Origin of the sequence: Azospirillum sp. TSH64 (assembly GCF_003116035.1) — a bacterium.
Taxonomy (GTDB): domain Bacteria; phylum Pseudomonadota; class Alphaproteobacteria; order Azospirillales; family Azospirillaceae; genus Azospirillum.
Map to the genome: position 1 here is coordinate 6,608,730 of NZ_LGQW01000015.1, position 15,918 is coordinate 6,624,647.

Annotated in this window: 7 protein-coding genes and 1 pseudogene; 5 read left to right on the forward strand and 3 right to left on the reverse strand. The window is 68.1% G+C overall.

Annotated elements, in window-relative coordinates; genetic code table 11:
* The first annotated feature begins 27 nt into the window (after positions 1-27).
* The 3 genes from TSH64_RS31165 to TSH64_RS31175 all read left to right on the forward strand — a co-directional run bounded on the left by TSH64_RS31165 (position 28) and on the right by TSH64_RS31175 (position 4,933).
* Complete coding sequence (locus tag TSH64_RS31165) at positions 28-2,295, forward strand: CheR family methyltransferase (protein WP_109451000.1); 2,268 nt, start codon at positions 28-30, stop codon at positions 2,293-2,295.
* Positions 2,296-2,533: 238 nt separating this feature from the next.
* Positions 2,534-4,024, forward strand: coding sequence for an ATP-binding protein (locus TSH64_RS31170; RefSeq protein ID WP_109451002.1), 1,491 nt, complete (start codon positions 2,534-2,536; stop codon positions 4,022-4,024).
* Positions 4,025-4,225: 201 nt separating this feature from the next.
* A complete protein-coding gene (locus TSH64_RS31175) occupies positions 4,226-4,933 on the forward strand; it encodes a response regulator transcription factor (protein WP_109451003.1) in 708 nt (235 codons plus the stop codon).
* Positions 4,934-4,951: 18 nt separating this feature from the next.
* On the opposite strand, the gene TSH64_RS31180 is transcribed toward TSH64_RS31175, so the two are convergent.
* On the reverse strand, positions 4,952-6,499 hold the full coding sequence (locus tag TSH64_RS31180) for a hypothetical protein (protein ID WP_109451005.1): 1,548 nt from the start codon (positions 6,497-6,499) through the stop codon (positions 4,952-4,954).
* 272 nt (positions 6,500-6,771) lie between these two features.
* Here TSH64_RS31180 and TSH64_RS31185 point away from each other — a divergent pair, with 272 nt between their 5' ends.
* Entirely contained in the window at positions 6,772-7,035 is a 264-nt protein-coding gene (locus TSH64_RS31185) for a hypothetical protein (RefSeq protein ID WP_247873247.1), read from the forward strand.
* 129 nt (positions 7,036-7,164) lie between these two features.
* Here TSH64_RS31185 and TSH64_RS31190 read toward each other — a convergent pair whose 3' ends face one another.
* Positions 7,165-8,487, reverse strand: coding sequence for an HlyD family type I secretion periplasmic adaptor subunit (locus tag TSH64_RS31190; protein WP_109451006.1), 1,323 nt, complete (start codon positions 8,485-8,487; stop codon positions 7,165-7,167).
* A gap of 84 nt (positions 8,488-8,571) precedes the next feature.
* Positions 8,572-12,687, reverse strand: a complete 4,116-nt coding sequence (locus TSH64_RS31195) for an ATP-binding cassette domain-containing protein (protein WP_247873248.1) — start codon at positions 12,685-12,687, stop codon at positions 8,572-8,574.
* Between the two features lie 341 nt (positions 12,688-13,028).
* Here TSH64_RS31195 and TSH64_RS31200 point away from each other — a divergent pair.
* Positions 13,029-15,918 (forward strand): annotated as a pseudogene (locus tag TSH64_RS31200) (calcium-binding protein); the annotation flags it as partial.

The window sequence follows — 15,918 nt, forward strand, 5'->3', positions numbered from 1 at the left end:
GTCCCGACACCGTCATGACGCAGACTGATGACCAAGAAGACCGACGATCCCGACAGCGATTTCAACAATCTGATCCGTCACATCCAGGAAAGCCGCGGCATCGATTTCCGCGGTTACAAACGCACGAGCCTGGAGCGGCGCATCCGCCGGCGGATGGAGGAGGTCGGCTGCGACAGCTTCGCTGCCTACCACGCCTTTCTGGAAGTCCACCCGCAGGAATTCGTCGATCTTCTGAACACCGTCCTCATCAACGTCACCTCCTTCTTCCGCGACACCGAGTCGTGGGAGGTTCTGCGGCGGGAGGTCGTTCCCCGCATCCTGGAGCGCAAGGGCGACAAGGGGGCGATCCGCATCTGGAGCGTCGGCTGTGCCTCGGGCGAGGAGCCCTATTCGCTGGCGATGATGTTCGCGGAGGTGCTGGGGACTGTGGACTTCTGCCGCCGCGTCAAGATCTACGCCACCGATCTGGACGATGCGGCGCTGAACACCGCGCGCCACGCCACCTATGCGCCGCGCGACGTGGAATCGGTGCCGGAGCCGCTGCTGGAACGCTATTTCGAGCGCATCGGCAATCATTACGTGTTCCAGCGCGACCTGCGCAAATGCGTGATCTTCGGCCGCCACAATGTGGTCAGCGACGCGCCGATCTCCCGCATCGACCTGCTGATCTGCCGCAACCTGCTGATCTATCTGGAGGCCGACACCCAGGGCGTCGTCCTGCCGCGGCTGCATTACGCCCTGGTCAATGACGGCTTCCTGTTCCTGGGCAAGGCCGAAACCCAGCTGGCCCGGTCGCGCATGTTCGAGCCGGTCGACCTGAAGAGCCGCATCTTCGCCAAGGTGCCGCAGGAATGGCGGCGGAGTGCCGGCGGAAGCCTGTCGCTGGCCAACGACGCCGGCGGCCCCCGCGTCAACCAGCAGATGCGGCTGCTGGAGAGCATCGTCGACAGCAGCTCCACCGGCTATCTGGCGGTGAACGCCGAAGGGGTGCTGGTCTTCGCCAACACCCATGCCCGCCGCCTGTTCGACGTCGAGGAAACCGACATCGGCCGCCCGTTCCACGACCTGACCATCTCCTACCGTCCGACCGAGCTGCGCAGCCGGATCGAGGAGGTGCGAACCTCCGGCCGCATGGTCCGCATCGAACACCAGCCCTTCACCCGGCCGGAGGCCGAGCCGGTCCGCCTGACCATCGAGGTGGCGCCGCTCCACAGCCGCGACGGCAAGGCCTTCGCCACTCTGCTCAGCTTCTTCGACACCAGCCGCATCTTCCTTTTGCAGCAGGAGATCGAGGCGGCACAGGAAAGCCTGGAGACGACCATCGAGGAACTCCAATCCTCCAACGAGGAGCTGGAGACGACCAATGAGGAACTCCAGTCCACCAACGAAGAGCTGGAAACGACCAACGAGGAACTCCAGTCCACCAACGAGGAACTGGAGACGATGAACGAGGAGCTGCGCTCCACCAACGAAGAGCTGGAGGTCGCCAACGAGGAGATGCGCCGGCAGAGCGAGGAGGCGGGCGAGTATCGCCGCTATTCCGAATCGATCCTGCGCAGCATCGACGTCGGCATCATCGTTCTGGACGACAACCTCACCGTCCAGTCCTGGAACCGCTGGAGCGAGAATGTCTGGGGCCTGCGCAACGAGGAGGTGGCCGGAGAGCTGTTCCTGGATCTGGACATCGGCCTGCCGGTTCAGCGGCTGCGCCGCCCGCTCCACGACATCCTGACGACGCAGGTCCCGGCCGACCCTGTGGAGATGGAGGCGATGGACCGCCGCGGCCGGCGCATCGCCTGCCGCATCCGCCTGTCGCCTCTGCTCTACGACAACCGGGCAGCCCGTGGGGCCGTGCTGATCATCGAGGACGTGACGGAACGGGCGCGGTCCGACGCCTTCGTCGAGTATCTGGGGCGCATCATCGGCCAGTCCCTGAACGAGGTCTATTTCCTCGACGCCGCCAATTTCAATTTTCAGCTGGTCAACAAGGGAGCGGAGGAAAAGCTGGGCTATTCGCTGGATGCGCTGCGCCAGATCGCGCTGCACGACCTGATGCCGGACATCGACGCGGCCGCCTTCAGCCGGCTGGTCGGGCCGCTGCTGTCCGGGGAAAAGGCGGAGATCGTCCTTGAAACCACCATCGAGCGTCCCGACCAATCGGTCCGCCCGGTTGAGCTTTGCATGCAGTATTTCGGTGAGGAACAGCCGCCGATCCTCGTCGCCCTGGCCCATGACGTGACCGAGCGGCAGCGGATCGGCCTCGATGACAGCCGCGCGGAGGCGGCCAGCAATTGATCGTCAGGCCGATTTAAACGATGGCGGCGCGTGGAGGTCGCGAAAGGTCCGGTTGTGGTCAGGGTGGCCGATGCTGGCCACCCCGCCTGTATTCGATCCGGCTCATATCAACTGGCCTAAAGGAATAGGGTGGAACTGCGGCTGACTGTGACAGTTTAGATAATGAACCTACGGCTGGTTTGTCTGAACGACTCGATGCAAAGTTGCTCATTGGTGGCGCTGGCAGGGGCTGCACAGGATGTCGGATGCGCACGGATACAAGGGAGCGGAGCGGGTCGCGACCACTGGCGTGAAGGCTAGGCCGCTGATCGTGCAGCCCCTTTGGGACCACATAGACCATGCCGTCATCGTTACTGACTGCAATCTCGATGCGCCGGGACCGATTATCCTCTATGTCAACCGGGCCTTCACCACCCTGACCGGCTATCGGGCGGACGAGGCCATCGGCCGTTCCCCACGCTTCCTGCAATGCCGCCGCACCGATCCCGCCGTGTCCGCGACCATCCGGCGTGACCTGCGGCAAAGCGGTGCGGCCCGCGTTTCCCTTGTCAACCGCCGCAAGGACGGCAGCGACTATCTGTGCAGCCTCGTCATCACGCCGCTGGTTGGGGTGCGCGGCGAAACCGAGCATTTCATCTGCGTGGCCCAGGCCCTGAAGGAAGACCGCACTCCCGACGCGCTGATGCGCCTGTCGGCCGAGCTGGAGCAGGCGCAGACGCTGATCGAGGATCTGGAGCGGCGTCAAAGCGACGCCGATGAGTTGATCGACCGTCAGCATCGTGAAATGGCGATCGTGACGGAGCGCTACCGCGAGTCCCTGTCTCAGCTGGATGCGATCCAGGAAAGGTTGGCCATCCGCGAGACTGCGCTGGACCGCCGCGGCAGGGATTTCGAGCGCTCGGATTCCGAACTGAACGCCTCGCTGGAAGAGCTGCGAGCGATGGACGAGGAACTTCGCGCCACGCTGGAGCAGATGGAGGACTCCAACATCCAGCTTGCCCAGGTCAACGAGGAACTCCGTCGCCTCCAGGCCGCCGATGCCGACAAGCTGCAGCTCCTGGCATCGGCCAGCCACGACCTGCGCCAGCCGGTGATGTCGATGGGGCTGTTCCTCGATGTCCTGCGCAACCGCCTGGGCGAGGCGGAGCGGCCGATCATGGGCGGGCTGCTGGCGGCACACCTGTCGATCCGCACCTTGCTGGACGGCATGCTGGACACTGCGAGGCTGGACGCCGGAGCGATAGAGCCGGTGGTCGAGACATTGCCGGTCGCCCTGATGCTGGAAATCATCCATGGCGAATTCATGCCGCAGGCCGAAATGCGCGGCCTGCGCTTCCGCGCCGTTCCCAGCACCGCGATGGTGGTCAGCGACCCCCAGCTGCTGGAGCGCATCCTGCGGAACCTCGTCGCCAACGCGCTGAAATACACCGTGTCCGGCAAAATCCTGCTGGGCTGCCGCCGCTGCGGCGATTGCCTGCGCATCGAGGTGTGGGACACCGGCCCCGGCATCCCCGAGCACAGCCAGCAGGCCATATTCGAGGAGTTCCGGCAGCTCGACAATCCGAGCCATGATCAGAAACACGGCGTCGGGCTGGGGCTGGCGATCGTCTCGCGGCTCGCCGGCCGGCTCGGTCATCAGGTTCAGTTGCGCTCCTGGCCGAACCGTGGATCGGTCTTCTCGGTGACGGTTCCGCTGGCCGAACGTAAAAGGCGCAAGCGCCGCCGTTGATGGTGTGGCTTGCCACCTTCGGTTTGGAGGACGGTTATCCCCATGCGCCGTCTACGTGCCGATGGAACGGTTCATCCCAAGGCCAAACCGGTCCAAAGTCGCATCATGGCCCTGCGTCTCTATGGCCAAGTGGCACTTTTGCACGAGTAAAGGGGAACAAACGTGGATCATCACGTGCAGCACGCTCATGACTCAGCAAAGTTGGATCAGGCGTCCGACCGCCGGGGCTTGTCCGGCGCTCCCCTCAAGTTCCTGATCGTCGACGACCATGCCCTGGTCCGCTACGGCCTGTCGCTGGCCTTGCAGCAGCGCTATGAGGACGTCGCGATCGTCGAGGCGGGATCGCTGGCCGATGCCACGCGCAAGGCGCACTCTGAACCGGGTCTCACCGCCATCCTCTACGATCTTCAGATGGGCGACGCTGACGAGCACAGCGGTTTGGCCGAGATGCTGGAGGCGGCCGGCGATGTGCCGGTGATCGTGGTTTCGGGGGTGACCGACGGCAACGTCATCGCCTCCTGCATCCGCGCCGGTGCCCGCGGCTTCGTCCACAAGGGATGCGACGGCACGGTGCTCGACCAGGCTCTGCCCATCGTGCTGGAAGGAGGCATCTTCGCCCCGGCGCCGCCGGCCGTGCGCGGCGGCACGCCGATCCGCATTCCGCTGCCGGCCTCCGCTACGCCGGTCCGCACCGAAGGCGATGCCGTCAACAGCCTGACCGACCGTCAGCGCGAGGTGCTTCGCCTGCTTCTGGAAGGCCAGTCGAACAAGGAGATCGCCCGTGCGCTGGGCGTGCTGGAGGGCACCATCAAGGTCCATCTGCGCACCGTGATGCAGCGGCTGGGCGTTCGCAACCGCACCCAACTGGCGCTGGCGACCATGAAGTCGGGGATCAAGCTGTCGTCCTGATCCGGTAAAGGGTGGGGGCTATTGCGGCGTCGGGCCGATGCCGCGCTGCTGGGCGGCGTCCAGCAGGCTGACGAGTTCGCCCGACACCCACCAGCGGCAGCGGCGGCGCTCCTCGGTCGCGACGGTCACGACGCGCTCGATCAGCCTGCTTTCCCCGGCATTCATCTCACGGCCGTCGCGCAAGGCCCGCTCGGCGATGCCAAGCAGGGTCTTGTCGATGGCCGTCACCTCGATGGGGTAGCCGGCCTCCTCCGCCAGTTCGCACAGGTCCGCCATTGCGGACAGCGCGTCTTCCCGGCCGTAGGCGCCGATCTGCCGGAACAGGGCGGCCAGATGCTCCCCGATTGCCGTCAGCCAGGGGTTGGTCGAGGCGGCGATGCCGCGGCGGCGCAGCCGGTGGTTGAAGCCGTTGATGAAGCGCACCGGGTCGATCAGCGGCCGGGCGGAGGTGCTGGCGTTCAGCGTCAGCAGCCGGTGGCTCAGCACCGGCACCACCTCTCCCTCGACCAGCCCGGTCACCCGGCCGACGGCGGCCGAGACCGCCGCCCAGTTGCGGCCGCCGCGCTCGACGCCGAAGCCCTGCAACGCGTCGTACCAGCGGAAGGCACGCTCCTGCAGGCGGTCCACCGTCTCGCCCGCCGTCAGCTGCGGCGGGGCAGGGCGGCTGAGATGCAGATCCTCCAGCTTCTGGCGCAGGCATTGCCAGGCGAACTGCACATGCCCGACCGCCGCCTCCACCAATGCCGGGCTGGGGGACATGCCATGGAGGGCCAGCGCCTGATCGGGATCGCGCGACCCGTTGATCAGGGAGAGCGCATAGTGCATCGCGCCGTCGGCCGAGCCGTGCTCCGCCATCTCTGACACGGCGTGCAGGATGCCGATGGTGTCGCGCGGACGGACCATCCCCTTCCATAGCGGCGCATGTTCCAGCATGGAGTCCAGCATCGCCAGATCGCCCATCGACAGCGGCGCCACGCCGGCCAGCCCGCGCTTGCGCAGCAGCGTCAGCCGTTCGGCGTTGGCGGTCGCCAGCAGCGGCCCGGCCACGCCGCGCTGGCGCAGGACGGCCAGCGAGCGGACGCGAAGCTCCTCCGCCCAGTCCGCTGCGGCGGTGGAGGCGAGGACCCTGTCCAGCGGATGTTCGCTGGCACGGGCGGCGATGTCGGACTGCACCCGTCCGGCCAGTTCGCGCAGATGCGGCAGCAGGGCGAACCACCAGGCACTGGCGTCGACCACATGCATGCAGCCGGGCGGCCGGCTTTCCGCCAGCATCAGCTGGTCGGTGCGCAGCATCACCGGATCGAACCAGCCGGTCCAGATGCGGCGCGCATGTTCGGTGCGCGGGCCGTTCAGCATGGCGACGATCAGCCGGCCGACCTCCACCGTCATCTGATCGTCTTCCAGATGCCCGGCCTGCACCAGCTCGAACAGCTTGGATTTCTGCGCCCGGTCCAGCGGAGCCAGAATCGCCTTCACCTTGTCCAGGCTGACGGAAGCCGGATCGGGTTCGACCGCGCGGAGCGGAGCGGTCAGAAGGGAGGCGCTGCGGTTGGGGCGGCCGGCCATTGGCGTTCACGGGCGCTGCTGAATCACGGCAATTTTAGGTACTGGCACGAATGATTGCTACTGGTATGTCGTGACATATTCTGTCGAGCTGTGTCGGAGCCGTTTCTTGCAGCACCTCCGCAACTTTTGGCCGACGGGCCGACACAATTGAAACGAGATGCATCAAATGCATCCAAAATTTATTTCATTTAAGCGCTAAATCGTCTCTTCACACATGTGTCCCGTACACCCATTATGGGGTCAGGCATCGCCTCACGCATCAAGGCGCTCACATGGTTCCGCAACAGATCGCCGACACCGCTCCCAGGTTGTTCAAAGTCATGACCCAGGCCGACTCCCGCAAGGCAGAGAAGTTCGGACCCGAGCAGGCGGCAGACGATTTCGTCGCCCGTCTCGCCGCGGCCGGCCTGCCGGCCGACGAGCGGGCCGAGGCCTACGAGGCGGCGCTGAAGCGGCTGATGGCACACCTGATCCGGCAGGAAGGCTGGCTCGCCGAGGAATTCACCGCCGTCGCCCGGTCGCTCGGCGCCTACTGACCGCTTCCGCCGTCCACACGCCGGCCGCCCGTCCATTCAGGACCGGCGGCCTTTTTGCGTTTGTGGAGCGTTTGCAGAGGGTGGCCGTCGTCCCCTCTCCCCGGCGGGAAGAGGGGATGGCCACTGCCCTCACCGCTCGTTGAAGCTGTCGGACAGGGCGAAGTAGATCGGCTTCAGCAGATATTCCAGCAGCGACCGCTCGCCGGTGGGCAGCTCCACCTGGGTGGTCATGCCGGGAAGAACCGGGTGCTGGACGTCGTTGCGGCCGACATGGTTGCGGCTGAGCGCCACGACCGCCTTGTAGTAGGGGCGGTGCTGCTCGTCCAGGAAGGTGGAGGCCGAGATGCGCAGCAGCGTGCCGGTGATGGCGCCATAGCGGGCGAAGTCGTAGGTCAGCACCTTGACCGTCGCCTCCTGCCCGACCTGGAGATGGCCGACGTCGCGCGGGGTGACATGCGCCTCCACCGTCATTTCATGGTCGACCGGGACGACCTGCATCAGCACGCCGCCTTCCGGCACCACCGCGCCGATGGTGTTGACCCGCAGATCCTGCACCAGCCCGCGCACCGGCGACAGCACGGTCAGGCGCTGGGCGCGGTCGTCGAGCTTGGCGCGGGCCTCGCGCAGCTGGGCGATCTCGGCGGTGACGGTGCCCATCTCGGTCACGGCGTCCTGCGACAGCTTGGCCGACTGGTCAAGGATGCGGTTGCCGGCCTCGGTGATCGCTTGGCCGGTGGCGATGATCTGCCCCTCGATCCGCCGCTGCTCGCCCATCAGGCGCGACTGCTCGCGCTGGGTTTCCAGCGATTGCAGCTTCGACGACAGGCCCATCGATTCCAGCTTGTTGCGGATGTCGACCGATCCGGTGATGAAGGTGATCTGGTCCTTGATGCTGGCCAGCTGCCCCTCATACAGCGCCAGTTCCGCCTCGCGCTGCGACACCTGGGCGCGCAGGACGGCGATGGCGGTGTCGCGGGCCTGGCGCTGGGTGTCGTAGATCAGCTTCTGGTCGGCGACCTGCGACTCCGTCTGCGGCGTGTCGGGACCGGCGACGCGGGCGAAATCGGCGGCCCGACCGGCGGCGAAGGCGCGCAGCCGCTCCGCCCGCAGTTCCAGCGTCAGCAGCCGGGCATTCATCTGCTCCCGCTCCGCCTGGACCTGCTTGGGGTCGAAGGCGAGCAGCGGCTGGCCGGCCTCCACCAGATCGCCTTCCTTGACCAGGATTGACGACACGATGCCGCCCTCCAGATGCTGGACGACCTGGGCATTGCCGGACGGCACCACCTGCCCGGCGGTGACGACGGCCTCCTTGACCGGCATCAGCGTGGCCCAGGTCAGCAGGGCCGCCATCAGCAGGACCAGCACGAGGATGGTGGCGCGGACCAGCGACAGCGTCGCATCGTCGGCGCTGAGCGATTTGCCGGTGGGGCGGGCGAGGTCTGAAGCGGCCATCTTGCGGTTCACACGGGACTGGAGGAAAGAGCGAAAGGCGTCGGTGCCCGATCGGCGCCCGATCGGCGCCCGATCGGCGCCCGATCAGCGTTGTGGCGTGGCGGCGACGCCGGGCGGGCGTTGCAGCCCGATCCCGCCCAGCAGCGCCCCGGCGATGCCGTTGGCGACGCTGTTGCCGCCGCCCGGGCCGCCGCCCGGGCCGCCATTGGGACCTGTTCCGGGGCCGACCGGACGAGGGCCGGGCAGGCCGCCGGCCGGGGCGGCGGGGCCGATCATGCCGGCATCCATGGTCAGCACCGTGTCGGCCAGCGTCAGGTGGCTCGGCCGGTGGGTGACCAGGAAGATGGTGCTGTGGCCGCGCAGGGCGGCGAGCGCCGCGTGCAGCGCCTTGTCGCCCTCGAAATCCAGCCGGCTCGCCGGCTCGTCCAGCAGCAGGATGCGAGGACGGCGGATATAGGCGCGGGCCAGGCAGATCTTCTGGGTCAGGCTGGGCGACAGGCGCAGCGACTGGTTGTCGCCGATGCGGGTATCCAGCCCGCGCGGCAGCGCCTCCACCTCGTCCAGCGCGCCGGCCAGCGACAGCGCCCAGCGCAGTTCGGCCTCGTCGGCGGTCTGGTCGGCGAAGCGGAGGTTCTGCGCGATGGTGCCGTAGAACAGCGAGCTGGCCTGCGGCACATAGCCGATGGACTTGCGCAGGTCGACCGGGTCCATCTGGCGGATGTCGACGCCGTCGACCCGCACATTGCCGGCCTGCGGCGCATAGAGCCCCAGCATCACCTTCAGCAGCGACGACTTGCCGGCGCCGTCCGGCCCGACGATGGCGACGATCTGCCCCGGCTTGACGGTGAAGGTCACGCCGACCAGCGCCGGATCGGCATCGTTGCGGTAGCGCAGCGACACGCGGGAGAAGGAGACCTCGCCCTTCAGCCGGCGCGGCTGCAAGGTGGCGCAGCGCGGCTCGCGCTCCGGCCGGATGCTCATCAGGCCGTTGATCTGGCGGGCGTTGGCGCGCAGCTGCTCAATGCGCGGCAGCATGGAGACGGCGGTCTGCAACGGCACCATCACCCGCCACAGCAGCATCATCGACGCCATCAGCGCGCCCGGCGTCATCGTGCCGGCGAAGACCTGGAGGGCGCCGACGCCGACGGTGGCCAATCCTGCCACCGGCACCACCAGCCCGGCCAGCGCCGCATGGGTCGCCGACAGGTTGGCGGCGGTGTGGCCCGACCGGGCGGTGCGGGCGGACAGCCGGTCATAGCGGTCGCGCCAGTGGGCCAGCCCGCCGATGGCGCGCAGGGCCGGCATCTTGGCGACCATCTCGACGAAGAATTCCTGCCGCTCGGTGTCGGCCCGCGCGGTGATGCCGGTGCGGGCGCGCACCATCGGGTGGACGGCGGCGCCGATTGCGGCGGTGACCAGCACGGCGGCCAGCGGGACGAGGGCCAGCGGCCCGCCCAGCACCGCCATCACCATCAGATAGAACAGGGCGAAGGGCACGTCGAACAGTGCCGCCACCTGCCCCTGGCTGATGAAGTCGCGGATCGACTCCAGGTCCTTCACCCGCGCGATCTGCGTGCCGATGGCCGCCCGCTCGCTCATGCCCACCGGCAGCATCAGGATGCGGTCGATGGTGGCGTTGCTGACGGTGCGGGCGATGCGCGATCCGGCATGGGCCAGCGCCCGGCCACGGATCTGGCGCAGGGCGAAGTCGCCGGCGATGACCAGGAAGGCGCCGACGGCGATGGTGACCAGCGTGTCGAACGACCCGGTGCCGATCACCTTGTCGTAGATCGCCATGGTGAAGAGCGGGGCGGCGACGGATAGCAGGTTGATGACGGCACTCAGCCCCAGCACCGCCCACAGCAGCGGGAAATAGGCGTGGATGACCGAGCCGACCCAGTTCTGGCTCCCGGCGCCGGAGGCGGACTCCAGCGGCGTGAAGACGTAAGCCGTGCCCTTGCCGTAGTTCAGCGTGACCGTTTCGCGCGACTGGCCGCTGAAGGCGGTGACGCCGTCGGCATCGGCCGACAGCAGCGTGTAGATGCCGCCGTCGCGGGCGCGGAACAGGCAGGGCAGCAGCGACGGCTCCGGCCGGCCGAGGTCGAAGCGCAGGCTGCGCCCCTCGAAATGCAGGCGCTGGAACACGTCGCACAGCTCCTCCACCGTCTGCACCTCGGAGAAGTGGGGCAGGGCTTCCGCCAGCGTCTGCGGCGCGCCGCGCCAGCCGAGCGCGTCGAGCAGCGGCACCATGCAGGCGCCGACGGCCGACGCCTCGGCCAGACGGCGGCGCAGGATGTCGCCGTCGTCATGGGCGGCACGGATCGGCTGCGCATCGGTGCCGGATTCGGCCTCCGGTTCCACGGCGCTGGAGACGGCGGCCACCAGGGCCGGCTGTCCCCCGACGGCATCGGCGGCCGGGTTGCGGGCCACCGCAAGGCCGTCGACGATCTGCACCACCCGGTCGGCCAGCGACAGCAGCGACGGGCGGCTGCTGACCAGCAGGATGGTGACGCTGCCGCGCAACTCGTCCAGCGCACGGCGGAACGCCTTGTCGGACTCGACATCGAGCGACGAGTTCGGCTCGTCCAGCAGCAGGACGGCCGGTTCGCGGACCAGCGCGCGGGCAAGGCAGATCATCTGGCGGGCACCGCGCGGCAGCGCCTCCTGCGAGGCGTCGCCGACGATGGTCTCGTAGCCCTGCGGCAGGCTGGCGATGCGGCGGTCGAGGCCAAGGCGCCGGCAGACCTCCATCGCCAGATCGGCCCGGCTGGGGTCGAAAAGCGTCAGGTTCTGCAGGATGGTGCCTTTGAACAGCTCCGGATGCTCGCCGACATAGACGACGCCGCCGATGCCGATCATGGCGTCGGCCCCGGTCAGTGTGCGCACGCCGACCCGGACCTCGCCGGACCGCGGCCGCAGCACGCCCAGGATCAGGCGCAGAAGCGTCGTCTTGCCCGAACTGTTGGTCGCCACCACGCCCAGCAGCTCGCCCGGCCCGACGCTGAGCGACAGGCCGCTCAGGATCTCCGGCCCGCGGTCATAGGCGAAGACGACCTTGTCCATCTCGATGGAGCCGGGGGCCAGCGACGTGGCGACCGCACCGTCCGACTCGGGGTTTCCATCCCTGGCGACCGGCGCCGCGGCGCCGTCGGATCCGACCTCCAGCAGGACATGGCCGATGCGGCGCAGGGCCAGCGACACCGACTGGTAGCGCACCCAGCGGTCGAACAGCGCCTGCACCGGCTGGACGCAGCGCCCGGCCAGCATCGAGCAGGCGGTCAGCACGCCGGTGGTCATCGCCCCGTCGATCACCGACACGCTGCCCAGCAGAACCACCAGCATCATCGTCGCCTGCGCCAGCGTGCCGGCGACGACGGAGGCGGTGCCGCTGAGCCGCGCGACGGTGAAGTCCTCCTCGCTGCAGCCCTGTTGCAGGCGCTCGTGGCGGCGCAGCAGGCCGGCCTCGGCCCCCAGCCCCTTCACCGTGTGGACGCCGCCCAGCACCTCGCTGATGAAATTCAGGCGCCGCTCCTCCAGCGTGTGGCGGCTCTCCAGCGCCCGGCGCATCCGCCGGCCCAGCACGGCGCCGACGATCAGGAAAAGCCCCAGCACCGCCACCGGGATCGCCGCCAGCCAGCCGGCCAGCAGGGCGATCAGACCCAGGTAGAGGGCGGCGAACGGGATGTCGATGGCCGATTGCAGCGCCTGGCCCGAATAGAATTCCCGCACCAGCTTGATGGCGCGGTAGACCTCGAAATGGGTGCCGATTCCCTGCTGAGAAAAGGCATTCAGCGGCATGTGCATCAGCCGGTCGATCAGCGACGCGCTCGACTGGTGCTCGATCCTCGCCCCCATCCAGGTGGTCAGCGCCGAACGCGCGACCCGCAGGATCGCCTCCATCACCGCCGCCGCCCCGCAGCCGATGCCGAGCAGAAGCATGGTGCCGTAGGATTCGTTCGGCAGGATGCGGTCGTAGACGTGCAGCAGCGTGACCGGCAGGGCCAGTCCGAAGATGTTCAGCGCGAAGGATGCGAGTATCAGCATCCCCCGGTCGCGGCGCGGGCCCAGCATGCCGGACAGCAGGCGCCGCGCAGCCTTCTCGGCCGCACGGTTGCTGTCGCCGCGGTCCCGGCCGGTCGAGGCCTTGGCCGAGTCGGCGGAGGATGTGGTGCGGGAAGTGGGCTGAGGGGCGGGCTGCAAGCGGATCGACCTGTTTCACGGAGTTAACCGAGCGCTAATCAACACCATATTTGCTAGTGATAGGTAAATCCGCGAATAGCAACAAAAGGCAACCGAGTGACAAAGCGCGTTGCGCGCGGCCCTTCGGAGTTTGCGCGAAAGCGGTAAAAACCCAACAGTCCCAAGGGATTTCGTTGCCACTGGGTGGGCCCCCTGGGGTAGAGGTGGTGGGCGGTTCAGCGTCCAACATGTTGAAACTCATCACAGGATGTTTCTTATCACAAGCAAGTAGGAGCGCTAGAACCTAGGGTCGTGACGAGTGGTGCGGTGCGATTTCGCGCCCGACTTTATGGAGCGGTCCGATGGCTGAGGAAGCGGTTCAGGGTAAGGTCCCGGCGGTCGACGATCGTCAGATCCTGGACGATCTGACCCTTCTCCAGCAGGTCGACGGCACCCGCCTGGGCGGCGTCATCCATGAAGCGAGCTCGGTACAGCTTCAGCGGCCCGACGATACGCTGGGCTATGTCCAGACCGATTATCGCGGCGCCGAGGATCTGATGGTGGGCGGCGCGGTGCAGACCGGTGCCGTCGTCGGCGAATCGGTGGCGGTCGCCGCCGACCAGGCGGTGAACGCGCTGCTGCTGAACGGCGACGTGCTGCGCACCGAAGGCACCCGCGGTTCCGGCCCGACCGGTCCCGAGGGCTCCGGCCCGACGGACGGGGAGGGCCGCGGTGCCGACGGCAAGGCGGCGGAGCGGGCGGAGCTGCTGTCGACCGCGCGCACCACCTCGGCCTACGACCCGCTCGAGGCTGCGGCGTCGGACATCCCCGTGCCGGAGTCGCCCGATCAGGTGATCGACAATGGCGTCGTTCCCGCGGCCGAGGGCGTGACGTTCCTGCAGGCCGCCGCGGTGGTCGCCCCCGCCGTCGCCACAGCCTCGACTCCGGCCCCGGCCCCGGTGTCCGACACGCCCAGCCTGACGGTGAACGGGGTGTCCGGTGACGAGGACAGCGCCATCGCGCTCAACATCGCCGCCGCCCTGACCGACACCGGCGGGACGGAGGTGCTGACCGTCACCCTGGCCGGCATTCCGGACGGCGCGGTTCTGCGCGACGCCTCCGGTGCGGTGCTGACGGTGGTCAACGGCAGCATCGTGCTGACGGCGTCGCAGATCCCCGGCCTGACGCTGACCCCGCCGGCCAACAGCGGCGACAGCTTCAGCCTGACGGTGACGGCCACCAGCACCGACGGCACCGCCGCGCCCAACAGCGTCACCGCCACGCTGCCGGTCACGGTCAATCCGGTGTCCGACACGCCGACGCTCAGCGTCTCGGCCGTCACCGGTGCCGAGGATACGGCGATTCCGCTGACGATCAGCCCGGCGCTGACCGACACCGACGGCTCCGAGACGCTGACGGTCACCATCGCCGGCATTCCGACCGGTGCGGTCCTGACCAATGCGGCCGGCGAGGTTCTGACCGTTTCCGGCGGCTCGATCACCCTGACGCCGGGCCAACTGGCGGGGCTGGCGATCACCCCGCCGCTGAACAGCGACGCCGATTTCACGCTCACCGTCACGGCGACCAGCCGCGACGGCAGCGCCGCGCCGGCCAGCACCAGCCTGCCGCTGGTGGTCACGGTGAACCCGGTCACCGACACGCCGACGCTGAGCGTCGCTGCGGCGACCGGCAACGAAGACTCCGCGATTCCGCTGACCATCACCCCGGCCCTGACCGATACCGACGGGTCGGAAACGCTGAGCATCACGATCAGCGGCATTCCCTCCGGCGCCAGCCTCGCCAACGCGGCCGGCGATACGCTGTCGATCAGCAACGGCTCCGTCACGCTGACGCCCGGCCAGTTGGCGGGTCTCCGCATCACGCCGCCGGCCAACAGCGACGCCGACTTCACCCTGACGGTCACCACGACCGCGCAGGACGGCACCGCCGCGCCGGTGAGCGTCAGTGCGCCGCTGGCCGTCACCGTCAATCCGGTGACCGACACGCCGACCCTGTCGGTCAGCGCGGCGACCGGCAGCGAGGATACGGCCATTCCGCTGGTGATTTCGCCGGCCCTGACGGACACCGACGGCTCGGAATCGCTGAGCATCACGATCAGCGGCATTCCCGTCGGCGCGAGCCTGAAGAACAGTGCGGGAGACACGCTGACGATCGGCAACGGTTCGATCACGCTGTCGCCGAACCAGCTGGCCGGCCTGACGATCACGCCGCCGGCCAACAGCGACGTGGATTTCACCCTGACGGTCACCGCCACCGCCCGCGACGGCGGCGCCGATCCCGTCAGCGTCAGCGCGCCGCTGGTGGTCACCGTCAATCCGGTCACCGACACGCCGACCCTGTCGGTGTCCGCCGCCACCGGCAGCGAAGACACGGCGATCCCACTGTCGATCACCCCGGCGCTGACCGATCTGGACGGGTCGGAGACGTTGACGATCACCATATCCGGCATCCCGGCCGGAGCGGTGCTGACCAACACCGCCGGCGATCCGCTGACCATTTCCAGCGGGTCGATCACCCTGACGCCGGGTCAGCTGGCAGGTCTGGCGATCACCCCGCCGTCGAACAGCGATGATGACTTCACCCTGACCGTCACGGCAACGGCCAAGGATGGCGTTGCCGCTCCGGTTTCGGTGACGCAGACCCTGGCGGTGACCGTCAACCCGGTGACCGACACCCCGACCCTGTCCGTGTCCGCCGCCCGCGGCGACGAAGACACGGCGATTCCGCTGACGATCAACCCGGCCCTGACCGATACCGACGGGTCGGAGACGCTGAGCATCCGGATTTCCGGCGTTCCGGCCGGAGCGACGCTTAGTGCCGGCACCTCGGTCACGGAAAGCAACGGCACCACCACCTGGACGCTGACGCCCCAGCAGCTTGCCGGCCTGAAGATCACGCCTCCGTCGAACAGCGACGTTGATTTCGACCTGACCGTCACCGCGATTGCCAAGGACGGCACAGCGCCGGTCGCGACGACGACGCAGACCCTGCACGTCACCGTCGATCCGGTCACCGACACGCCGACCCTGTCCGTCTCCGCCGCGAGCGGCAATGAAGACACGGCGATTGCGCTGACGATCACCCCGGCCCTGACCGATCTGGACGGGTCGGAGACGCTGACGATCACCATCAGCGGCATCCCGGCCGGAGCGGCGCTCGCCAACACGCTGAACGGCACGCTGACGGTCAGCAACGGCTCGATCACGCTGACGCCCGACCAGCTGGCCGGCC